The sequence below is a fragment of the Pseudomonas sp. zfem001 genome, assembly GCF_032621725.1.
Taxonomy (GTDB): Bacteria; Pseudomonadota; Gammaproteobacteria; order Pseudomonadales; family Pseudomonadaceae; genus Aquipseudomonas; species Aquipseudomonas sediminis.
Map to the genome: position 1 here is coordinate 51,842 of NZ_JAVYJI010000007.1, position 22,399 is coordinate 74,240.

Genomic DNA, 22,399 nt, shown 5'->3' on the forward strand with positions numbered 1-22,399 from the left:
CGATCACGAGGGGCGGCTGCTAGCGAAATTGCGCCAGGAACCGCAGGTCGTTATCGAAGAACAGGCGCAAGTCATTGACGCCATAGCGCAGCATGGCCAGGCGCTCGACACCCATGCCGAAGGCGAAGCCGGAGTATTTCTCCGGGTCGATGCCGCTCATGCGCAGCACGTTCGGGTGGACCATGCCGCAACCCATCACTTCCAGCCAGCCGGTCTGCTTGCACACGCGGCAACCTTTGCCGGAGCACATCACGCACTGCATGTCGACTTCGGCAGACGGCTCGGTGAAGGGGAAAAAGGAAGGACGGAAACGCACACCCAGTGGTTTTTCGAAGAACACGCGGAGGAATTCCTCGATGGTGCCCTTGAGGTCAGCGAAGCTGATGTCCTCGTCGACCAGCAGGCCTTCGACCTGATGGAACATCGGCGAGTGGGTGATATCGGAGTCGCAGCGATACACACGACCAGGGCAAACGATACGGATCGGCGGCTGCTGCGATTCCATGGTGCGTACCTGCACCGGCGAGGTGTGGGTACGCAGCAGCATGTTCGCGTTGAAATAGAAGGTGTCGTGCATCGCCCGCGCCGGGTGGTGGCCAGGGATGTTGAGCGCCTCGAAGTTGTGGTAGTCGTCTTCGACTTCCGGACCCTCGGCCACGTTGTAGCCGATATGGGTGAAGAACTGCTCGACACGCTCGAGCGTGCGAGTGACCGGGTGCAGACCACCGGATGCCTGGCCACGGCCAGGCAGGGTCACGTCAATCCGCTCGGACGCCAGCTTCTCGGCGAGCAGGGCCTGCTCAAGCACGGATTTGCGGGCATTCAGGGCGTCTTGCACTTGATTCTTGGCAGTGTTGATCAGGGCGCCGGCCTGTGGGCGCTCTTCGGCCGACAGCTTGCCCAGAGTCTGCATCAGGGCGGTCAGTTCGCCTTTCTTGCCAAGGTACTGAACCCGGAGCTGTTCCAGGGCATTGACATCTTCACTTCGTTGCACGGCCTCAAGCGCTTGCGAGACCAATGCATCCAGATTTTCCATTTACAGACTCCAGATACGAAATAGGGGAAGAGCTGTTAAGGCTCTTCCCCTATCTTTGACGTTGCCACCGGGCGAACCCGGTGATTGTCGGGGGACTTAAGCCAGAACGGCCTTAGCTTTCTCGACAATCGCAGCAAACGCCGCTTTTTCGTTCACTGCCAGATCAGCCAGAACCTTACGGTCGATTTCGATCGACGCTTTCTTCAGGCCAGCGATCAGACGGCTGTAGGACAGACCGTTGACGCGAGCACCAGCGTTGATACGAGCGATCCACAGTGCGCGGAACTGACGTTTTTTCTGACGACGGTCACGGTAGGCATATTGACCAGCCTTGATGACAGCCTGCTTGGCAACACGGAACACGCGCGAACGAGCGCCGTAGTAGCCTTTAGCCAGTTTCAGAATCTTTTTGTGACGAGCACGAGCGATAACGCCACGCTTAACACGAGCCATGAGTAATTACCTCTAAGTATCTTGACCGAATTAACGAACGCGCAGCATGCGCTCGACTTTAGCTTTGTCCGACGGACCGATCAGCGAACTGCCACGCAGCTGGCGCTTACGTTTCGTGGACATCTTGGTCAGGATGTGGCTCTTGAAAGCGTGCTTGTGCTTGAAGCCTGTAGCAGTCTTCAGGAAGCGCTTTGCAGCACCGCTCTTGGTTTTCATTTTTGGCATGTTTTGTACTCCGCATTCATTAACTACTGATAACCATCAGGCCTGCCAGTGCCCGGTAGATTATTTACGCTTCTTGGGTGCGATAACCATCATCAGCTGGCGTCCTTCCAGCTTAGGATGCTGTTCTACGGTGCCAAGCTCGATCAGGTCTTGTTCGACCCGCTTGAGCAGCTCCATACCCAGCTCCTGGTGAGCCATCTCACGACCGCGGAATCTCAGAGATACCTTGGCCTTGTCCCCATCTTCAAGGAAACGTACCAGGTTGCGTAGTTTTACCTGGTAATCCCCCTCTTCCGTCCCTGGACGAAACTTGATTTCTTTGATCTGCTGCTGGTGCTGATTCTTCTTGGCGATAGCAGCCTGCTTCTTCTTCTCGAACAGGTGCTTGCCGTAGTCCATGATGCGGCAAACGGGTGGCACTGCATCAGCTGAGATCTCTACCAGATCCAGCTTGGCTTCTTCAGCCACGCGCAATGCCTCATCGATCGAAACAATACCGACCTGCTCGCCGTCAGCGCCAATCAGGCGCACTTCACGAGCGGTGATGTTTTCGTTGATCGGCGCCTTAGGGGCGGCCCGCTTGTCCTGTCTCATTTCACGCTTAATAGTTATTACTCCAAATCTTGGCGACCACGCCGGGAAACCGCTTGCTGCAACTGTGCGGCGAACTGCTCGATGGGCAGAGAGCCCAGATCGACGCCTTCACGGGTACGGACAGCAACGGATCGAGTCTCGACCTCCCGATCTCCAATAACCAAGAGATAGGGAACCTTGAGCAAGGTATGCTCGCGGATTTTAAAGCCGATCTTTTCGTTTCTCAAGTCAACCTTGGCACGAAAACCGCTTTGATTGAGAGTTTTCTCGACTTCACGGGCAAAATCGGCCTGCTTGTCGGTGATATTCATGATCACCGCCTGGGTCGGCGCGAGCCAAGCCGGGAAGGAACCGGCGTAGTGCTCGATCAGCATACCGATGAAGCGCTCGAACGAACCGAGGATCGCGCGGTGCAACATGACCGGGCGTTTGCGGTTGTTGTCTTCGGCGATGTAGCTGGCATCCAGACGCTCAGGCAGGTTCGGATCGTACTGCAGCGTACCGCACTGCCAGTTACGACCCAGGCAGTCACGTAGGGTGAACTCGATCTTCGGCCCGTAGAAGGCGCCCTCACCCGGCTGATATTCCCAGGCCAGGCCGGACTCATTCAGCGCTTCGGCCAGCGCGCCCTCGGCGCGATCCCACAGTTCATCGGAGCCCACGCGCTTGGCCGGGCGAGTCGAGAGCTTCATGGCGATATCGGTGAAACCGAAGTCCGAGTAGACCTGCAGGGTCAGCTTGATGAAATCGGCCGCTTCCTTCTTCACCTGATCTTCGGTGCAGAAGATATGCGCATCGTCCTGCACGAAGCCACGCACACGCATGATGCCGTGCAGCGCGCCGGACGGCTCGTTGCGGTGGCAAGCACCGAACTCGGCCAGGCGCAGCGGCAGGTCGCGGTAGGACTTCAGGCCCTGGTTGAAGATCTGCACGTGGCACGGGCAGTTCATCGGCTTCACCGCGTAGTCGCGGTTTTCCGAAGCCGTGGTGAACATGTTTTCGGCGTAGTTGGACCAGTGACCGGAACGCTCCCACAGGATGCGATCGACCACCTGCGGCGTGCGCACCTCCACATAGCCGTTCTCACGCTGCACCTGGCGCATGTACTGCTCCAGCACCTGGTAGACAGTCCAGCCATTGGGGTGCCAGAACACCATGCCCGGCGCTTCTTCCTGCAGGTGGAACAGATCCAGCTGCTTGCCGATGCGACGGTGATCGCGTTTTTCAGCCTCTTCGATGCGCTGGATATAAGCAGCCAGCTGCTTCTTGTCCGCCCAGGCAGTGCCGTAAACACGCTGCAGTTGCTCGTTCTTCGAGTCACCGCGCCAGTAAGCACCAGAAATACGGGTTAGCTTGAACGCCCTGAGGAAGCGCGTGTTCGGCACGTGCGGGCCGCGGCACATGTCGACGTACTCTTCATGGAAGTACAGCCCCATGGCCGTTTCGTCCGGCATGTCGTCGATCAGACGCAGCTTGTATTCCTCACCACGAGCCTTGAACAGCTCGATGACCTCGGCGCGCGGAGTCATCTTCTTGATGACGTCGTAGTCCTTCTCGATCAACTCGGCCATGCGCTTTTCGATGGCTGCCATGTCTTCCGGCGTGAAAGGACGATCGATGGCGATGTCGTAATAGAAGCCTTCGTCAATGACTGGCCCGATCACCATCTTGGCGTTCGGATACAGCTGCTTGACTGCATGCCCAACCAGGTGAGCACAGGAGTGGCGAATGATCTCCAGCCCCTCTTCGTCCTTCGGCGTAATGATCTGCAGAGTGGCGTCGGTATCGATCACGTCACAGGCATCGACCTGCTTGCCGTTTACCTTGCCAGCCAGGGTGGCCTTGGCCAGACCCGCACCAATGGATTGAGCGACCTCCAGCACGGATACCGGATGATCGAACGAACGTTGACTGCCGTCGGGAAGAGTAATGATGGGCATGGCGCCTCCTCTCCTAGTGGTGACCCCTACCAAAGGTCACGTGGGTTGGGATGAGCCAGGAAGCGATTCGGCGGTATACCCGCCTAACAATGGCAGGAGCCCAAAGGCCAACCAGACCGAACCAAGTCACTGGAAGTAAAGAGTGCGGATGCTTTCAGAAAGCCTGAGCTCTGACAAGCAACCACCTGCAACAAACACGCAAAGCCTGCTCGAAAAATTCGAGCAATAAAAAAGGGGTCGCTTAGCGACCCCTTTTTATCGATTTGGTAGGCACAATTGGACTCGAACCAACGACCCCCACCATGTCAAGGTGGTGCTCTAACCAACTGAGCTATGTGCCTTCGATGGGTGCGCATTCTACGCAGATCTTTTTGGCCGTCAACAGATTTTTTCGCTAACTCACTGAAATAGGCCAATTTTTTATCGAAATCGGATCGTTGAATATTTTGCACGGACACTAGCCGGCTATTTTCAACTCAGGTAGCATCGGATCATTCGTAAAAAATAAAGAACAGAGGTTCAAGATGGCGCACACGGCATACCCACAATCCTATTACGCCGCTTCAGCCAACCCCGTCCCGCAACGCCCTGCCCTGCAAGGCGAGGTGGAAACCGATGTGTGCATAATCGGCGCGGGTTACACCGGCCTGTCCACTGCACTGTTTCTGCTGGAGAACGGTTTCAAGGTGAGCATCGTCGAGGCGGCCAAGGTTGGCTTTGGCGCTTCCGGCCGCAACGGCGGACAGATCGTCAACAGCTACAGCCGCGACATCGACGTGATAGAACGTACGGTCGGCCCCAAGCAGGCGCAACTGCTTGGGCAGATGGCGTTCGAGGGCGGCCGCATCATTCGTGAACGCATCGCCAAGTACGACATCCAGTGCGACCTGAAGGATGGCGGCGTATTCGCCGCGCTGACCAGCAAGCAGATGGGCCACCTGGAATCGCAGAAGAAGCTGTGGGAGCGCTACGGCCATACCCAGCTGGAGCTGATGGACGCCAAGCGCATCCGCGAAGTGGTTGCTACCGAGAACTATGTCGGCGGCATGCTGGACATGAGCGGTGGGCATATCCACCCACTGAACCTGGCCTTGGGTGAAGCCGCTGCAGTGGAATCGCTGGGCGGGGTGATCTACGAACAGTCCCCGGCCACGCGCATCGAGCGCGGCGCCAACCCGGTGGTGCACGCTCCGGAAGGCCGTATCAAAGCCAAATTCGTCGTGGTCGCCGGCAACGCCTACCTGGGCAATCTGGTGCCGGAGCTGGCGTCCAAATCGATGCCGTGCGGCACTCAGGTGATCACTACCGAGCCACTGTCCGATGAAGTCGCCGCCAGCCTGCTGCCGCAGGACTACTGCGTGGAAGACTGCAACTACCTGCTCGACTACTACCGCCTCACCGGCGACAAGCGTCTGATCTACGGCGGTGGCGTGGTGTATGGCGCACGCGATCCAGCCAATATCGAGGCGATCATCCGCCCGAAGATGCTCAAGACCTTCCCGCAACTGAAGGACGTGAAGATCGACTTCGCCTGGACCGGCAACTTCCTGCTGACGCTGTCGCGCCTGCCGCAGGTCGGTCGCATCGGCGACAACATCTACTACTCGCAAGGCTGCAGCGGCCATGGCGTGACCTATACGCACCTGGCGGGCAAGGTTCTGGCCGAAGCACTGCGCGGGCAGGCCGAACGCTTCGATGCCTTCGCCGGCCTGCCGCACTACCCCTTCCCTGGCGGGCGGATGTTCCAGGTACCCTTCAGCGCCCTCGGCGCCTGGTACTACACGCTGCGTGACAAGCTCGGCGTGTAATCCTACCCATCAACGAAAACGGCGCCCTCGGGCGCCGTTTTCTTTTGCATCACGGACAGGTAGGCAAGACCTGACACTGCCCACCAGAACCACTGGCTTTCGGCGGTGCGGCGAAGCGCCCATCTTCCGGCGCCAGACGCTGTGCGCAGACCTGGGCCTGCTGCGCCTCAGCAGCACAGCCCTGCTCACCCAACACTTGCGACAGGTTGAACCAACCCGCAGCAAAACTCGGCTCGCGCTTGAGGCTCTCACGCAACGCCTGCTCGGCGCCCTTGCGATCACCATCGGCGTAGCGGCTGTTACTCAGGGCGAACCAAGGCAATGACTGCTCCGGCCAGGCCTCGGCGGCGCGGCGATAGGCGCGCCGAGCCGGCTGAGCATTGCCGGTTTGCTCAAGGTCGTTGGCAGCCTTCATCCAGACATGAATATCGGCCTGTGCCGGCAAGCGTTCCGGTGGCAGGGTCACTACCGCCCAGCGACCACCGCGTGCCCAGGTTCTGTCGAAGCTGTTGAAGCTGTCTTCGAGCCTGCGCGTAGTGGCCGAGCGCAAAATCAGCGTGCGCTCGCGGCGGTCGTAACCCACCACCACCGCGAAGTGCCATTGCGGATACCAGTCGAATGCCAGGTTCTGCAGCACCAGCACCGGGTTGCCGGCGGCCACCTCGGCGAGCACCGCCTCCAGGCGTGGCTGCAGCGGATACACCAGCATTTCGTGATTGCGTGCGGCGGCGACCATCTCCACCTGCAGGCTGCCTTCACGGCTGGGGATGTAGACCTTGTCCTTGAGCGCACCTGGCGTGGTCAGCACGCCACGCTGGTTGAGCATGGTGGCCAAGGCAGCCGGGCCGCACTGATAGGCGTCCTGGGGGAAGAAGGGAACGTCGGTGAGTTCCACCCGCTCAGGCAAACGCTCGCCCACCGGTGATAACACCGGGGAGCGAGCGCAGGCTGTGAGTAGAACGATCGATGCGATACAGCAGAGGCGAATCAGCGATTTATGCATTTGACGAAATTGAAGATGTTGGTGGCGCACAGCATATCAGTGATGATGAAGATCACCAGAAACAACACGATGATGCCGACCACACCTGCACCGGCGGGGGCCTGATCCAACTGCTGGTTGAACTGCGCCAGTTCGGCCGGGGTCAGGCTGGCGATACGCGATTCGACCTGATCACGGTCGACGCCCATCGATACCAGTTTCTCCTTCACCTGCTCGTCATCGAGCATGGCCATCAACTGCTCCTGATCCACCTTGTGCTGCTGCTCGGCGATCACCTCGTGAGTGCCAACCATTGCCGCATTCGCAGCAGGAATCTGCACCACCAGCAGCAGGTGAAACAGCGCAGTAATAGCTGCCAGACGGCGCATAACGGGGTTCATGGAAGTTGTCATTGTGGTTATCTCCTGAGGGACGAGGTAGCCAATAGACAGCATCCAAATCGCTCAGGTTCACTCCACCAGTCTGCGCGCGTTCACGTTTCCGTCAAAAGCTGGCTGAGCACCGCACGCAGCTTGCCTGGCTTGACCGGTTTGTTCAGCAAAGGCGCACCCAGCGCCTGCAATTCGCGACGACAGTCATCGCTGCGATCAGCGCTGATGATCAGCGCCGGAATCTGCCTGGAAAATTCGTCACGTAGCTGCTGAATCACCTGACAACCGAGCACGCCGTGATCAAGGTGAAAATCCGCCAGAATCACCTCTGGCGCCCTGCCCTGCAGACGCTGCAGGGCCTCGTTCAGATCGACCGCCGTGACCACCTCGCAGCCCCACTGCCCGAGCAGCGCCTGCATGCTGTGGAGGATGTCGACTTCGTTATCGATCACCAACAAGCGCCTCCCCGGCAGGGGGTTGCCGAGGACCGGTTGCGTCGCAGATTGTGCCTGGCGCCGCGGAGCCTCCTGCGCCAGCGGCACGCGGATGCTGAAGACCGAACCACGCCCCGGTTGCGAGCGCACCTGCACCGAGTAGCCCAACATGCGCGCGATGCGCTCGACGATGGCCAGGCCCAGGCCGACACCCTTGCGCTCGGCCGCACGCCCGACCTCAAGCTGGCTGAACTCGAGAAAGATCGTGTCCAGTTGATCGGCCGCGATGCCGCGCCCGCTGTCCCACACCTGCAATTCGACGAAAGCGCCACGGCGCCGCGCACCAAGCAGCACGCCGCCACGCTCGGTGTAACGGCAGGCGTTGCTGAGGAAGTTGCGCAGGATGCGCGTCAGCAAGCGGAAATCGGTATGCACTGCGCAATTGGCAATTCGCGCGCGTAGGCGCAAACCGCTGGCCGAGGCCACACTGTCGAACTCGGACGCCAGCGGAGCGAGCAACTCTTCAAGGCGATAGACATCGAGATCCGGCTTGATCGCCGCCTGATCCAGCTTGGAAATATCCAGCAGATCCGCCAACAGATCCTCGGCGCCTTCCAGGGCCAGGTGGCTGCGCTCCACCAGATTCTGCTCGGCACTCGGCAGCTCACGCTCGCGCAGCGTGGAAATCAACAAGCGCGCCGCATTAAGTGGCTGCAGCAGGTCATGGCTGGCCGCGGCCAGGTATTTGTCCTTGCTGCGATTGGCCGCTTCGGCTGCGTCGCGCGCCTCGCGCAGGGCCAGTTCGATGCGCTCGCGCTCCTCGATCTGCCGCTGCAGGTTGCGGTTGGATTCGAGCAGCTCGAAGGTACGTGCAGCGACGCGGCGCTCCAGTTCGTCATTGAGTTGTTGCAGGCGCTGCTGCGCCTGCTTGCGCTCGGTGATATCGGCGACGAAGCCTTCGAAGATTCCCTCCCCTTCAGGCTTGAGCAGCAGGTTCATCAGCACGTCGATGGTGCTGCCGTCGCGCCTGCGCAGGCGCGTCTCGTAGCCGAGCAGCGCCTGGCCCTGACTCAGTCGCTGGCGAATCACTTCTAGCTCGTCGAAGCCACCCACGAACAAGTGCCGGGCCAGATCGCTCGGCGACCACAGCACCTGCTGTGGGTCGTCATAACCGAGCATACGCGCCATCGCCGGATTGGTCGCCAGTACGCCGTCCTGCAGGCTGGCCTGGATGATGCCGTGCACCGCGTGCTCGAACAGCCACTTGTAGCGGTTGCGTTCTATTTCAAGCTCTTCCAAACGCGCCAGCAGCTCGGGATAGTGGCTCTTGCGCGCGGACTGGCTGCCGAGGCCGAGCAGCCCGGCCAGCGCTTCGTCAGAGCGCCTCGCCATACACCACCTCGACGTCACGCTGGGTCGATTCACGCGGGTTAGTGAGGATGCACGGGTCGTCCATCGCATGGCTGGACAAGAACGGAATGTCCGAAGTGCTTACGCCGTGCAAGCTGAGCGTCTCGCGAAAGCCCATGGAGTGCTTGAAGGCGATCAGGTGCTCGACCAGGCGCTGGCGAATCTGCGCATGGTTGAGCCCACGGCAGTCGATGCCGAGGGTTTCGGCGATGACCTTGAAACGCTCCGGCGCCGCACTGTAATTGAACGCCACAACGTGCTCGACCAGCACCGCATTGCACAGACCGTGCGGCAAGTCGAGGTAGCCACCGAGGCTGTGACTCATGGCGTGTACAGCGCCAAGGATCGCGTTGGAGAACGCCAGGCCGGCCTGCATGCTGCCAAGCATGATCTTCTCGCGCAGGACGATATCGCCCGGGTTGGCGATCATCTGCACCAGGTTGCCGTTGATCAGGCGCATGGCTTCCAGCGCGTGCGGGTCGGTCAGAGGGCCGTGGCCAGTGGAAACGAACGCCTCGATGGCGTGCACCATGGCGTCGATGCCGGTACAGGCGCTGAGGAATGGGTCCATGCTCAGGGTGGTTTCCGGATCAATCAGCGACACGTCCGGCACCACTGCCTTGCTGACGATGGAGAACTTCATCCGCTCCTGCTGGTTGGAGATGATCACGAACTGCGACACGTCTGCCGACGTGCCGGCGGTGGTCGGGATCAGGATCAGCGGTGGACTGGGCACGCGAATGGTGTCCACGCCTTCGAATTCGAGAATGCTGCGACCGTGGGCGACGACGATGCCGATGCCCTTGGCGCAGTCCATCGGGCTGCCGCCACCGACCGCGACAATGACGTTGCAACCCTCGCTGCGATACAGCTCGGCGCCCTCCATCACCTCTTCCACGCGCGGGTTGGGCGATACCTTGGTGTACAGGCAGTAGGCGATGCCCTGGGCCTGCAAGCTGGCCTCGACATCGCCAGCCCAGCCAGCGACGACTACACCGGGATCGGAGACAACCAGCACCTTGCGTGCACCGAAGGTCTTGGCGTAATTGCCGACGTTATGCCGGGAGCCGGCGCCAAAGATGATCTCGGGGGAAACGAACTTTCGCAGCTGATTCAATTCGTGGCTCATACAACGGCCTGAAATTTATTGTTATGGAATGGCGATCAGCCTACTGCATTGCCGGGTTAATGCAATGCGACCTGCGATCAGCTCAGCCGCTGATAGAAGGCATGTTCGGCCCGCAGCGCTTCGGCCAGATTAGCGGCCTGACGGAAACCGTGGCGTTCCTCGGCGAACAGGTGGTATTCCACCGGGAAACCGCGCTGACGCAGTGCCTCGACCATGCTTTCGGTCTGGCTCGGCACCACCACCGCATCCAATGCGCCCTGGAAGAAAATCACTGGTGCCTTGATCCGTTCGGCCTGCAACAAGGGTGTACGATTCCGGTAGCGCTCGGCATCCTGCTCGGGGTCGCCGATCAGCCAGTCCAGGTAATCTGCCTCGAACTTGTGCGTCAGCCGGCGCAGCGCCAGCGGGTCGCTGACACCATAGAGGCTGGCGCTGCCACGTAACTGCGGTAACTCGACCAGAGCACGCAACGCGCTGAAGCCGCCAGCGCTACCACCGCGCACGAAGACGCGCTGCGCATCGATACGGCCATCACCGGCCAGTGCATCGATAGCGGCGCGGATGTCCTCGACTTCCAACTCGCCCCACTGGCCAGCCAGACGCAAGCGGTAGTCGCGACCGTAGCCACTGCTGCCACGGTAGTTGAGGTCGAGCACGGCGAAGCCGCGTAGCGTCCAGAAGGCAATACGCGGATCGAACACCGGGTAGCAGGCCGAGGTTGGCCCGCCGTGCAGGAAGATCACCAGCGGCGGGCGCTCCCCGGATTGAGCTGGTGAGTAGAAAAAACCGTGGCTACGTTCGCCCTCACCCACCGTGCAGCTGAAAGGCTGAGGCCGTGATAGCTGTGTTTCAGACAGCGGCTGCTCACCGCCAGCCAGCATCTGCAGTGCGCCATCGCTGCGGCGAATGGCCAGCACCGCTGGCAGACGATCAGGAGCGGCAGCGATGCAGTAGAAATGTTCGTTGTCGGCAGCCAGGCTGCGGAAACGCGTAAACCCTTCGGCCAACAGCCGCTCTGCGTAGGGTGTCGCGGGGCCGCCCAGGCTATGCGCACCACGGATTCCGACAGCAGCATCGGTGCGCACGGCGCACCCTACGAGGCGGCCTATTCCCTCCTCGAAACGGGTCAGCAACAGTTCACCGTTTTCCAGCGGCATAAAGGTTCGGCTGCCCAGTTGCCAGGGCGCCGGCGCGTGATCATAAGGCGCAGCGTGTAGTGTGGTGCCGCTATCGACGCACCAGGGTTGCCACCACCCTGCCTTGTCGCTCAACACCCACAACCGGCCCCGGGAATCGAAGCGCGGCTGCTGCAGGGATCGATCACCGGCCTCACCTGACAGCACCCGAGTGCGCTCGCCGGACTCACGCTGGCACAGGCGCGTGGCGATCCAGGGCTGATGTGGTCGATCCCATTCGATCCAGGCAAGACGCTGGCCAGTTGGGTCAGCCACCGGCGCAGCGTAGAAATCGGCGCCCTCGACCAGTACCTCACGCTTGCCGTTCAGACCGATGCGCACCAGGCGATGCACCACCGCGCCGCCTTCATGACTTTCCTCCACAGCCAGCAATGCCTGCCAGGCCGGCACTAAGGACAGGTCGCCATAACGGCAGTGGGAGTGACTGGTGATCAGGTAGGGTGCGCCGTGCGCACCGCCGTCCAAGCAGATATCGATACGATAGACCTGCTGATCACGCTCATTGACGAACGCCACCCCCTGCTCCGTGGCGCAGCAGGCGCCACCACCATACTCGTAGACGCGGCTGCGCACGGAAAACCCTGGCGGGGTCAGCTCACACACCACACCGTCGCGGCAGAAGAACAGCCCGCAACGCGCCAACTGTGGGTCGAACGCCACCCACAACACGCCACCGTGGGCAGCGTGCAGTTCGGCGAAGTCGGCACTGGCGGCTGCAGCCTGTTCGGCGCTCCAGATCGCGTCAGGATCGGTGCGCACGGCGCACCCTACGCTTTGCATATGATTCGTGAGGCTTTCTCGTTGCGATACTGCAGGGCCTCCAGCCCAAGCGGCGCCTCATCAGCCTGCTGACGTGCAGCGAGAATCACGCCATGGTGCGCCGACTTGCTGCATACCGGGTCGGCGTTACTGGCATCGCCGGTGAGCATGAAGGCCTGGCAGCGACAGCCGCCGAAATCCTTGTCCTTCTCGTCGCACGAACGACACGGCTCGGGCATCCAGTCGTCGCCGCGAAAGCGGTTGAAACCGAAGGAATGCCGCCAGATATGTTCGAGACTGTGCTCGCGCACGTTGGGAAACTGCACCGGCAACTGCCGCGCGCTGTGGCAAGGCAGCGCCGTGCCGTCCGGGGTGATGTCGAGAAACAGATTGCCCCAGCCGTTCATACAGGCTTTGGGGCGCTCCTCGTAGTAATCCGGGGTGACGAAGATCAGCTTGCACGGGTGGTTCTCGGCCGCCAGTTTGTCGCGCCACTGATTGGTGATGCGCTCGGCGCGCTCCAGTTGCGCGCGGGTCGGTAGCAGCCCGGCCCGGTTCAACTCGGCCCAGCCGTAGAACTGGCAGGTGGCGAGCTCGACGAAATCCGCCTCCAGCTCCAGGCACAGCTCGATGATGCGCTCGATATTGTCGATGTTGTGCCGGTGGGTAACGAAGTTGAGCACCATTGGGTAGCCGTGCGCCTTGACCGCGCGAGCCATCGCCAGTTTCTGCGCGAAGGCCTTCTTCGAGCCGGCCAGGAGGTTATTCACCTCCTCGTCGGCGGCCTGAAAGCTGATCTGGATATGATCGAGCCCAGCCTCGGCGAACTCGGCGATACGCGCCTCGGTCAGGCCGATGCCGGAGGTGATCAAGTTGGTGTAGTAGCCCAGGCCGCGCGCCGCTGCGATCAGCTCGGCGAGATCCTGGCGCACCAGCGGCTCGCCACCGGAGAAGCCCAGCTGCGCCGCCCCCAGTTCACGGGCCTGGCGGAATACCTCGATCCATTCGGCGGTCGACAACTCTGCGCCCTGCTGGGAGAAATCCAGCGGGTTGGAGCAGTACGGGCACTGCAGCGGACAGCGGTAGGTCAGCTCCGCCAGCAGCCACAGCGGTGGCCCTGGTTCATGACCTGCCTTAGCGAAGCTCGATCCAGAACTGAGCATGGGCCACCTCCATGAAGGCAAGAATGTCTTCGTCGATACCGGGCACATCGGGGAAGCGCTGGTGCAGGTTGCCGATGATCTCGGCCACCGAGCGCTTACCGTCGACCTGCTGGAGAATCTCGCTGGCGCTATCGTTGAGCTTGATCATGCCCTCCGGATAGAGCAGCACGTGGCAACCTTGCGCCGGTTCGAACTGCAGACGAAAGCCGCGGCGGATGGCGGGTACGCTGGGTGGGAGGATGACAGCAGTCATTGTTCGGGCTCCTGACTGGTGCGCGCGGCGCACCCTACAAAGGGAGCGTCGAACGGAAATGCGGCCGTAGGGTGCGCCGTGCGCACCGCTCGCTCGACACTCATAGGGCTATACCCCGATGCCAAGCGCGCTCGGCGGTCACGGTGTGATACGGCGGACGCTGCAGCTCGTAGGCCATGCTCATGGCGTCGAGCATGCTCCACAGCACATCGAGCTTGAATTGCAGGATCTGCAGCATGCGCTCCTGCGCTTCGCGGGTGCGGTAGTGTTCGAGGGTGATGCGCAGGCCGTGTTCGACATCGCGGCGCGCCTCTTTCAGACGCTTGCGGAAGTAGTCGTAGCCGGTGGCGTCGATCCATGGGTAGTGCTGCGGCCAGGCATCCAGGCGCGACTGGTGGATCTGTGGGGCGAACAGCTCGGTCAGCGAACTGCTGGCCGCTTCCTGCCAGTTGGCGCGACGAGCGAAGTTGACGTAGGCATCGACGGCGAAGCGCACGCCAGGCAGCACCAGCTCCTGCGACAGCACCTGATCACGGTCGAGACCGACGGACTCGGCCAGGCGCAGCCAGGCCTCGATACCGCCCTCTTCTCCGGGCGCACCGTCATGGTCGAGGATGCGCTGAATCCACTCGCGCCGAGTTTCGCGATCCGGGCAGTTGGCGAGGATCGCCGCATCCTTCAGCGGGATATTGACCTGGTAGTAGAAGCGGTTGGCCACCCAGCCCTGGATCTGCTCACGGGTGGCGCGCCCTTCGTACATGGTGCGATGGAACGGGTGATGGATGTGATACAGCGCGCCCTTGGCGCGCAGCGCCTGCTCGAACTCGGCAGGGGTCATGGCAGGTTGGCTCATCAGTATCTCCGATACGCGTTGCCGTAGGGTGCGCCGTGCGCACCAGCATTCTTTAAGGTACGCACGGCCTGAGCGGCCCCGCACACCCTACAAAACGATGCTCATGCCATCGAACGCGACCTCGATGCCGTGGGCGTCCAGTTCGGTGCGCTCGGGCGAATCCAGGTCGAGAATCGGGTTGGTGTTGTTGATATGGATAAGGATCTTGCGCGCGGACGGCAGGCCGTCGAGCACCTCGATCATGCCGCCCGGGCCGCTCTGGCACAGGTGGCCCATCTCGCTGCCGAGCTTGTCGCCCACTTCACACACGCGCATCTCATCGTCACGCCACAGCGTGCCATCGACGAGCAGGCAGTCCGCGCGGCGCATCCAGCCCAGCAGGTGCTCGTCTACCTGGCCCAGGCCCGGCGCATAGAACAGGCTGCGGCCGCTGCGACGGTCCTCGATGAACAGGCCGATGTTGTCCCCCGGGTGCGGATTGCCGCGATGCGGCGAATACGGCGGCGCACTGCTGCGCAGGGCGATGGCGGTGATGCTCAGCGCCGGACAGGCGGGAATACTGAAGGGTTTTGCATCCAGCTCGATCAACTGGTGCTGCAGGCCGCCATTCCAGTGGCTGAGCATGTTGAACAGCGGAAAACCGGTGGTCAGATCCTGATGCACCATCTCGGTACACCAGACCTGATGCGGGCAGCCTTCGCGCAAGGTCAGCAGACCGGTGCAATGGTCGATCTGGCTATCGAGCAGGACGATGCCGGCGATAGCGGTATCACGCAGCTTGCGCGCCGGTTGCAGCGCCGGAAAGCCTTCGATCTGCGCACGGATGTCCGGCGAGGCATTGCACAGGATCCACTGCTCACCGTCATCGGAAATGGCGATGGACGATTGCGTGCGCGGCTGCGCCCGCAGGGTACCGGCACGCACGCCACGGCAGTTGCGGCAGTTGCAGTTCCACTGGGGAAAGCCGCCGCCAGCGGCGGAACCGAGAATCTGGATATGCATGGAAGTCACCAGCGGGGATGCCCCGGACGAGCCGGGGCCAGGAGCGATCAACGGTTGGCGAAATACATGGTCACTTCGAAGCCAATGCGCAGATCGGTGTAGGCGGGTTTAGTCCACATGGTGCGGTCCTCTTTTTATGAAGCCGGGGCATTCCGGCAACCCCATTAAGCCCCCGCCAGGCAAGAGGCCAAATGGTACTTTGGGATGAATCGGCACTGGCATTGGTAGGTGACGCTATCAGTAGGCATGCCTCGCGCCTGGAAGGTTCCAGTCATCGCCCGAGCTGAAACATGCGCCAATAAAAAACGCGGCCGAAGCCGCGTCGCGATAAGGATCTGCTGCCGTTCAGGCCCATGGCTGCCTGCAGATCCACCCGGGTAGGGTTGTTCGCCTGGCAAGAGGCGGCGCACCGGAGCGAGCGCGCCACCGTTGGTACATAGCCGGCTCACGATCTTGCGAGCTAGAGACCTACAAGGCAGAAGCAGGTGAGGAACGGTCGGAGTCGCGGGCGACTGTACTTTTGTCCGCATGACTTGCTCCGCTCGCCCCTCCGGGGCCGCACTGAAGTGCGTTGGCCGCAAGCGGCCTGCCGAGCCTGCTTCTAACGCAGTAGGGCTGACGCGCAGCAGATCGTGTGCTGGCTATCAGAAGAAACCGAGAGGATTGATGTCGTAGCTCACCAGCAGGTTCTTGGTCTGCTGATAGTGGTCGAGCATCATCTTGTGGGTTTCACGGCCGACACCGGACTTCTTGTAACCACCGAACGCGGCATGCGCCGGGTACAGGTGGTAGCAGTTGGTCCATACGCGACCAGCCTTGATCGCACGGCCCATGCGGTAGGCGACGTTCATGTCGCGGCTCCACACGCCGGCGCCCAGGCCGAACTCGGTGTCGTTGGCGATGGCCAGGGCTTCGGCTTCGTCCTTGAAGGTGGTCACACCGATCACCGGGCCGAAGATTTCTTCCTGGAACACGCGCATCTTGTTGGTGCCCTTGAGCAGCGTCGGCTGGATGTAATAACCGCTGGCCAGGTCACCCTGCAGCTGCTCGGCGGCACCGCCGGTGAGCACCTGGGCGCCTTCCTGCTGAGCGATTTCGAGGTAGCTGAGGATCTTGTCGTACTGTTGCTGCGAAGCCTGGGCGCCGACCATGGTGTCGGTGTCCAGCGGGTTGCCACGCTTGATCTGTTTGACCTTCTTAAGCACTTCGACCATGAAGGCGTCGTAGATCGACTCCTGCACCAGTGCGCGCGACGGGCAGGTGCACACCTCGCCCTGGTTGAAGAAGCCCAGCACCAGGCCTTCGGCGGCTTTCTCGATGAAGGCCGGCTCGGCGTTCATGATGTCGGCGAAGAAGATGTTCGGCGATTTACCGCCCAGTTCGACAGTGCTCGGGATGATGTTCTCGGCCGCGCATTTCATGATGTGCGAGCCGACCGGGGTGGAGCCGGTGAAGGCAATCTTGGCGATGCGCTTGCTGGTAGCCAGCGCTTCACCTGCCTCGCGACCAAAGCCCTGAACGATGTTGAGCACGCCCGGTGGCAGCAGGTCGCCGATCAGCTCGACGAAGAGCGTGATCGACAGCGGCGTCTGCTCGGCTGGTTTGAGTACGATTGCGTTGCCAGCAGCCAGTGCCGGCGCCAGTTTCCACGCGGCCATCAGCAGCGGGAAGTTCCACGGAATGATCTGCCCGACCACGCCCAGCGGTTCGTGGAAGTGATAGGCCACGGTGCCTTCGTTGATCTCGGCGGTGCTGCCTTCCTGGGCGCGGATGCAGCCAGCGAAGTAACGGAAGTGATCGGCAGCCAGCGGCACGTCGGCATTCAGCGTTTCACGCACGGCCTTGCCGTTGTCCCAGGTTTCGGCCACGGCCAGCAGCTCGAGGTTGGCTTCGATGCGGTCGGCGATCTTCAGCAGGATGTGCGAACGCTCCTGCACCGAGGTCTTGCCCCAGGCATCGGCGGCGGCATGCGCGGCATCCAGCGCCTTGTCGATATCGGCGGCGTTGGAACGAGGAAATTCGCCGATCACCGAGCCATCGACCGGGCTGGTGTTGCTGAAGTATTGGCCACTGAGCGGGGCGACGAACTCACCGCCGATATAGTTGCCGTAGCGCGGCTTGAGGGTGACGACGGCGCCTGCAGAACCCGGATTCGCGTAAATCATGATGCTGACCTCTCTTGTTGTCGGAGCCCGCTGCCAATCGGGGAAGCGAGTCATGGTTCGATCTTAGAAAGCCCCCGAAAACCTCGGTATGCACCCATGGCACAGATCGCCTAGTCATTTGGTAGTAGAGCGGTCTGGCACGGGCCTTTGGCAGCGAGGTACGAGGCTATGGAAGCTAAAGGCTAGACCCGTTGGCCTGGTCTTGCGTTCCAAACCAGGAAAATTCGCCCGTGGCATTTCGCAGCGGCTCGGCGCTGGCAGCCAGACGCCGGAAACGACGATGGCCGGACAGAGTCCGGCCATCGTCTGAGACCTCAAGCGATCAGCGCTTGGCCACCAGCTCCTTCGGCAGCTTGAAGGTCCACAGCATGCCGCCCTGGTTCAGGTGCTTGACGCGCTTGGCCACCTCGCCGCCCCACAGCGGTACCGCACCGCCCCAGCCGGACAACACGGAGACATACTGCTCGCCGTCCATTTCCCAGGTTACCGGCGAGCCGATCACGCCAGAGCCAGTCTGGAATTCCCAGACTTTCTCACCGGTCTTGGCATTGAACGCCTGCAGGTAGCCTTCCGGATTGCCGGTGAACACCAGGTTGCCCTTGGTGGTCAGCACCCCGCCCCACAGCGGCGCGTAGTTCTTGTGGCGCCAGACTTCCTTGCCGGTCTTCGGGTCGATGGCGCGCAGCACGCCGATGTATTCCTCGTTGAGCGGCTTGATGGTGAAGCCGGCACCCAGGTAGGCGGCGCCCTTCTTGTAGGCGATGTCCTCGTTCCAGATGTCCATGCCCCACTCGTTGGACGGCACGTAGAACAGGCCGGTGTCCTGGCTGTAGGCCATGGGCATCCAGTTCTTGGCGCCGAGGAAGGCCGGTGCGGAGAACACGCTCGTGCCCTTCTCCTTCGCGCTCGGCGAGCCCGGACGGTTGCTGTCGTCGTAAATCGGCCGGCCATTCTTGTCCAGGCCCTTGGCCCAGGTGATCTTGTCGACGAAGGGGAAGCCACGGATGAACTTGCCGTTGGTGCGGTCGAGCACGTAGAAGAAGCCGTTACGGTCGGCAGTCGCAGCTGCCTTGATGGTCTTGCCGCCTTCCTGGTAGTCGAAGGAGATCAGCTCGTTGACACCGTCGAAGTCCCAGCCGTCGTGCGGCGTGGTCTGGAAGTGCCACTTGATGCTGCCGTCGTCCGGGTTCAGTGCCAGGCGCGACGAGGAATAGAGGTTGTCGCCAGGACGCAGGTGCGAGTTCCACGGTGCCGGGTTGCCGGTGCCGAAGAACAGCAGGTTGGTGTCGGCATCGTAGTAGCCGCCCAGCCAGGGTGCGGCGCCGCCGGTCTTCCACAGGTCGCCCGGCCAGGTCTTGCCGGCCTCGCCACCACTGATGCCATTCTCGACGGCCTTGCCGTCCTTGTAGACGTAGCCCATGTGACCTTCGACGGTCGGGCGACTCCAGAGCAGCTCACCGTTGTTCGGATCGTAGGCTTCGATCTTGCCGACCACGCCGAACTCACCACCGGAGACGCCAGTTATCAGCTTGCCGTTGACCACCAGCGGCGCCGCGGTGATGGAGTAACCCGCCTTGTGATCGGCGACGTTTTTGCGCCATACCACCTTGCCGGTGTCCTTGTTCAGCGCCACCAGCTTGGCGTCGAGGGTGCCGAAGATCACCAGGTCGTCGTACAGGGCTACACCCCGGTTGATCACGTCGCAGCAGGGACGGATATCGTCCGGCAGGCGCGCTTCGTACTGCCACAGCTCACGCCCGGTGCGCGCATCGACGGCGAACACCCGCGAGTAGGAAGCGGTGACGTACATCACACCGTCCTTGATCAGCGGCTGCGCCTGCTGGCCGCGCTGCTTCTCGCCACCGAAGGACATGGTCCAGACCGGGCGCAGTTCCTTGACGTTCTGCTCGTTGAGGATGTTCAGCGGGCTGTAGCGCTGGCCTTGCAGACCTAGGCCGTTGGTAACGATCTCGTCGGTGGTGGTGGCGTCCTTGAGAATCTCGGCGTCGGTGACCGCCAGCGCGGCGGCGGACGGCAACAGCATGGCGGCACAGAGTGCGGTGAGGAGGAAAGGCTGGCGAAGACCGGCGTGTTTCATTGCGGCTACCTCTGCGGGTTCATTGTTATTGCCGGGAAATTTTCCCGGTCTGCCGCAAATTCTTGGCTCACCCGGGCCACCCAACAATTGCACCCCCAGCCGATTTTCCTCGTTCCTTGGTAGCAATACCTGCTCCACAGGCCATGATGATGACGATTGCGGCGGCCCCGGCTTTGCCCGACACTTGGCCGCCCGCACATTCTGATCGGAGACGCCCGTGCCCCACCCTCGCCAGGAAATTCTCAACCATCCCGATGCACTGGACTGCACGGTCTATCGCCCGGACGAGCAGGATCCGGATGCCGAAGAGCAGGATCTGGGCGACGGCAAGGTGCTGATCACCGGCGCCTTCGAGCCGCCGCAGGATTGGGATGCGCACCAGCGCGAGGACTACTACGGCGAAGAAGACCCCACCCACTTCGTCAGCGCCCATATCGAGTGCCTGGCCAAGCCGGCGACTCGGGATTTCTTCATGCCCGAGAGCGGTGACTATGTGGCCGTGCAGTCGAGCCAGGGCGAAGTGGTGATGTATTACGTCTACGACCACGAAGAGACCGAGCACGGCCGCCATTACGTGCTGATTCGTGACGACGAAGAGCTCTGATCGCTGAGAGTGGGAGGCGCTTCAGCGGCGACGCTTTTATACGCAAGTCGCGGCTAAAGCCCCTCCCACAGGGTATTTCCAGCACATGCTGGTGCACGCGGCGCACCCTACCAAGCCGTGGCGACGTTCGCGTAGGGTGCGCCGCGCGCACCGATGACACCCCAGGTTTCTAATCCTGACGATCAACCCGCCCCATGGCACTGCGCTCGTAGTGCGGGTAAAGGTGGCTGACGCTGCGGATCAGCTCATAACGCGACAAGTTGACCTGAGCGAAGCGCTCAGGGATCGGCGCACGAATCAGTTCGTTCATCTCCGCGCCCTGCTCTGCCCCCCGACGCAGCAAACCATCGAGCCAGCCCAAGTAATCACGCATCTGCACGAACGGCGCCGCATCAGTGGTCACCGGGCCATGGCCGGGCACGATCTGCTTCCATGGCATTGCCTCGAGCCGATCCAGATCGGCCAGCCACACGTCCAGCCCCGGGCTGTTCGGCGTGGTCAGCGCACGCTGGTAGAACAGGATATCGCCGGCGAACAGCACGCCCGTGCGCTCGTCGAGAATCGCCAGATCGGCGCCGGTATGCCCGCGTAGCACCAGCAGTTGCAGGCGCCTGCCGCCAATTTCCAGCGTGCCTTCCTGCACCTCCTCGGTGGGCAACACCACTTCGGTGCCGCGCATCCAGTCGCCGACCAGGCGGTACATGTTCTCCGCCATGGCATCGCCCTGTTCGGCCAGCAACCGGGTGGTCTCGGGCAATGCCGCGATGGGTACCCCGGCGAAAGCCTGGTTGCCCAGCACATGATCGGGATGATGATGAGTCAGCAACACGCGCAGCACCGGCTTACCGGTGGTTTTCTCGATGCTCTGGCGCAGCGCCTCGCCATAACGCCGCGACGGGCCGGTGTCGATCACCACCACACCGTCTGCGGTTTCGATGAAACCGATGTTGACGATATTGCCGCCGTTTTCCGCCGCGAAATTATCGATACTGCCCTCCAGCAACCAGACACCCTCAGCGATCTGTCGGGGTTGCAGGTGGTAATCGAGCGCCTGCGCCAGGCTGGCACACAGGCAGGTCAGCAGTAGCACCCAACGCATGGAGGCCTCCTAGATGGGGTTGGTGCGCACGGCGCACCCAACCGGTCGCAGCGTTCAGAACGCGGCCTGGAATTCGTTGCCGTTGTTGTCGCGCAGCCAGACTTCGGCCTGCCGGTCGTCGCGCAAGTCGAAGGTCAGCGTCGGGTTCTCGCTGACCGCCGGGAACAACTCGATGCGCCCCAACACCTGGCCATCGGCATCGCGCAACTCGGCCTGCTCGATGTAGAACTCGGGGATGCCGCCGACCAGGCCGTTGTCCATCGGGTGCGACACCTGCAGGCGCAGGCGGCTGTCCTCACCACGTTCGAAGCGCTTGCCCAGCACCTGGCCCAGTCGCTCCTCCCAGCCGGCCTCAGCGCGCACCACGCTGGGCGCAGTACAGCCGCCACCCGCCGCCTCGACGCGGGCCGAACCGATATGCCAGACGCCATCGTCGGTGAGCACTGCCGCGCGAATCGGCGTGGCCTGCTCGACCCGAATGCGAATGGCCAGGCTCGGCTCCAGATGCTCGCCGGGAGCGAAGTCGAGGATACGCGGGATAGGGTTGAGCTCGGCCCAGGCCAGAATGCGCTTGACCTTGCCGCGGTAGGCGCTGGCGTCGATCTGGATCGGCACCTGGCGCGCATCTTCGGCGAATGGCGGCACCTCGAGACGAACCTTGTCGTCGAAGACGAAGGCCTCACCGTTGAGCAGGCGCTGGTGATAGTAGTCCCACATCACCGAGGTGACCGGATCGGGCGCGGCGGCCCGCGCTTCCCAGGCCCAGGCAAACAGGGCCAGCAATATCAGGCTACGCCAATCCAT

Annotated in this window: 21 protein-coding genes and 1 tRNA gene; 2 read left to right on the forward strand and 20 right to left on the reverse strand. The window is 61.9% G+C overall.

What is annotated here, in order from left to right; genetic code table 11:
- Positions 1–19 precede the first annotated feature (19 nt).
- The 6 genes from pheS to RTH74_RS20700 form a co-directional block, all read right to left on the reverse strand.
- Positions 20–1,036, reverse strand: a complete 1,017-nt coding sequence (pheS, locus tag RTH74_RS20675) for a phenylalanine--tRNA ligase subunit alpha (protein ID WP_017676600.1) — start codon at positions 1,034–1,036, stop codon at positions 20–22.
- Positions 1,037–1,132: 96 nt separating this feature from the next.
- The gene (rplT, locus tag RTH74_RS20680; RefSeq protein ID WP_003461224.1) at positions 1,133–1,489 is read right to left on the reverse strand and encodes a 50S ribosomal protein L20; all 357 of its coding nucleotides are present in this window, start codon (positions 1,487–1,489) and stop codon (positions 1,133–1,135) included.
- 30 nt (positions 1,490–1,519) lie between these two features.
- Positions 1,520–1,714 (reverse strand): 50S ribosomal protein L35, encoded by a 195-nt coding sequence (gene rpmI / locus RTH74_RS20685; protein WP_003461222.1) that lies wholly within the window; start codon positions 1,712–1,714, stop codon positions 1,520–1,522.
- Between the two features lie 60 nt (positions 1,715–1,774).
- Complete coding sequence (gene infC, locus RTH74_RS20690) at positions 1,775–2,326, reverse strand: translation initiation factor IF-3 (protein WP_177345355.1); 552 nt, start codon at positions 2,324–2,326, stop codon at positions 1,775–1,777.
- A complete protein-coding gene (gene thrS / locus RTH74_RS20695; protein ID WP_316915905.1) occupies positions 2,326–4,248 on the reverse strand; it encodes a threonine--tRNA ligase in 1,923 nt (640 codons plus the stop codon). The genes infC and thrS overlap by 1 nt, the downstream gene beginning before the upstream one ends.
- A 264-nt stretch (positions 4,249–4,512) precedes the next feature.
- A tRNA-Val gene (locus RTH74_RS20700) sits at positions 4,513–4,589 on the reverse strand.
- A gap of 183 nt (positions 4,590–4,772) precedes the next feature.
- On the opposite strand from RTH74_RS20700, the gene RTH74_RS20705 reads away from it, so the two are divergent.
- Positions 4,773–6,056: an FAD-binding oxidoreductase gene (locus tag RTH74_RS20705; RefSeq protein ID WP_316915906.1), complete on the forward strand. Its 1,284-nt coding sequence runs from the start codon at positions 4,773–4,775 to the stop codon at positions 6,054–6,056.
- Between the two features lie 49 nt (positions 6,057–6,105).
- Here the strand turns inward: RTH74_RS20705 and RTH74_RS20710 are convergent, their stop codons facing one another.
- The 12 genes from RTH74_RS20710 to RTH74_RS20765 all read right to left on the reverse strand — a co-directional run bounded on the left by RTH74_RS20710 (position 6,106) and on the right by RTH74_RS20765 (position 19,892).
- Positions 6,106–7,059, reverse strand: a complete 954-nt coding sequence (locus RTH74_RS20710; protein ID WP_420713173.1) for a PA2778 family cysteine peptidase — start codon at positions 7,057–7,059, stop codon at positions 6,106–6,108.
- Entirely contained in the window at positions 7,044–7,451 is a 408-nt protein-coding gene (locus tag RTH74_RS20715; RefSeq protein WP_143507104.1) for a PA2779 family protein, read from the reverse strand. The genes RTH74_RS20710 and RTH74_RS20715 overlap by 16 nt, the downstream gene beginning before the upstream one ends.
- An 80-nt stretch (positions 7,452–7,531) precedes the next feature.
- Positions 7,532–9,256 carry a NahK/ErcS family hybrid sensor histidine kinase/response regulator gene (locus RTH74_RS20720; RefSeq protein ID WP_316915908.1) on the reverse strand — a complete coding sequence of 575 codons (1,725 nt, stop codon included), beginning with the start codon at positions 9,254–9,256 and terminating at the stop codon, positions 7,532–7,534.
- Complete coding sequence (ercA, locus tag RTH74_RS20725; RefSeq protein WP_316915909.1) at positions 9,240–10,403, reverse strand: alcohol dehydrogenase-like regulatory protein ErcA; 1,164 nt, start codon at positions 10,401–10,403, stop codon at positions 9,240–9,242. The genes RTH74_RS20720 and ercA overlap by 17 nt, the downstream gene beginning before the upstream one ends.
- 77 nt (positions 10,404–10,480) lie before the next feature.
- Positions 10,481–12,379: a S9 family peptidase gene (locus RTH74_RS20730; RefSeq protein WP_316915910.1), complete on the reverse strand. Its 1,899-nt coding sequence runs from the start codon at positions 12,377–12,379 to the stop codon at positions 10,481–10,483.
- Positions 12,367–13,521: a pyrroloquinoline quinone biosynthesis protein PqqE gene (gene pqqE, locus RTH74_RS20735; protein WP_316915911.1), complete on the reverse strand. Its 1,155-nt coding sequence runs from the start codon at positions 13,519–13,521 to the stop codon at positions 12,367–12,369. The genes RTH74_RS20730 and pqqE overlap by 13 nt, the downstream gene beginning before the upstream one ends.
- Positions 13,493–13,774 carry a pyrroloquinoline quinone biosynthesis peptide chaperone PqqD gene (pqqD, locus tag RTH74_RS20740; RefSeq protein ID WP_017363275.1) on the reverse strand — a complete coding sequence of 94 codons (282 nt, stop codon included), beginning with the start codon at positions 13,772–13,774 and terminating at the stop codon, positions 13,493–13,495. The genes pqqE and pqqD overlap by 29 nt, the downstream gene beginning before the upstream one ends.
- A 100-nt stretch (positions 13,775–13,874) precedes the next feature.
- Positions 13,875–14,627: a pyrroloquinoline-quinone synthase PqqC gene (gene pqqC / locus RTH74_RS20745; protein ID WP_179544696.1), complete on the reverse strand. Its 753-nt coding sequence runs from the start codon at positions 14,625–14,627 to the stop codon at positions 13,875–13,877.
- Between the two features lie 87 nt (positions 14,628–14,714).
- Complete coding sequence (gene pqqB, locus RTH74_RS20750) at positions 14,715–15,629, reverse strand: pyrroloquinoline quinone biosynthesis protein PqqB (protein ID WP_115291353.1); 915 nt, start codon at positions 15,627–15,629, stop codon at positions 14,715–14,717.
- 47 nt (positions 15,630–15,676) lie between these two features.
- A complete protein-coding gene (gene pqqA, locus RTH74_RS20755; protein ID WP_003243383.1) occupies positions 15,677–15,748 on the reverse strand; it encodes a pyrroloquinoline quinone precursor peptide PqqA in 72 nt (23 codons plus the stop codon).
- A gap of 525 nt (positions 15,749–16,273) precedes the next feature.
- A complete protein-coding gene (locus RTH74_RS20760) occupies positions 16,274–17,794 on the reverse strand; it encodes an aldehyde dehydrogenase family protein (RefSeq protein ID WP_099523006.1) in 1,521 nt (506 codons plus the stop codon).
- Positions 17,795–18,116: 322 nt separating this feature from the next.
- Positions 18,117–19,892: a methanol/ethanol family PQQ-dependent dehydrogenase gene (locus RTH74_RS20765; RefSeq protein ID WP_316915912.1), complete on the reverse strand. Its 1,776-nt coding sequence runs from the start codon at positions 19,890–19,892 to the stop codon at positions 18,117–18,119.
- A 217-nt stretch (positions 19,893–20,109) separates the two neighbouring features.
- On the opposite strand from RTH74_RS20765, the gene RTH74_RS20770 reads away from it, so the two are divergent.
- A complete protein-coding gene (locus tag RTH74_RS20770) occupies positions 20,110–20,496 on the forward strand; it encodes a hypothetical protein (RefSeq protein WP_106735332.1) in 387 nt (128 codons plus the stop codon).
- A 169-nt stretch (positions 20,497–20,665) separates the two neighbouring features.
- On the opposite strand, the gene RTH74_RS20775 is transcribed toward RTH74_RS20770, so the two are convergent.
- Both RTH74_RS20775 and RTH74_RS20780 read right to left on the reverse strand, forming a co-directional pair.
- Positions 20,666–21,595: a quinoprotein relay system zinc metallohydrolase 1 gene (locus RTH74_RS20775; protein WP_316915913.1), complete on the reverse strand. Its 930-nt coding sequence runs from the start codon at positions 21,593–21,595 to the stop codon at positions 20,666–20,668.
- Positions 21,596–21,649: 54 nt separating this feature from the next.
- Positions 21,650–22,399 carry a quinoprotein dehydrogenase-associated SoxYZ-like carrier gene (locus tag RTH74_RS20780; RefSeq protein ID WP_196448379.1) on the reverse strand — a complete coding sequence of 250 codons (750 nt, stop codon included), beginning with the start codon at positions 22,397–22,399 and terminating at the stop codon, positions 21,650–21,652.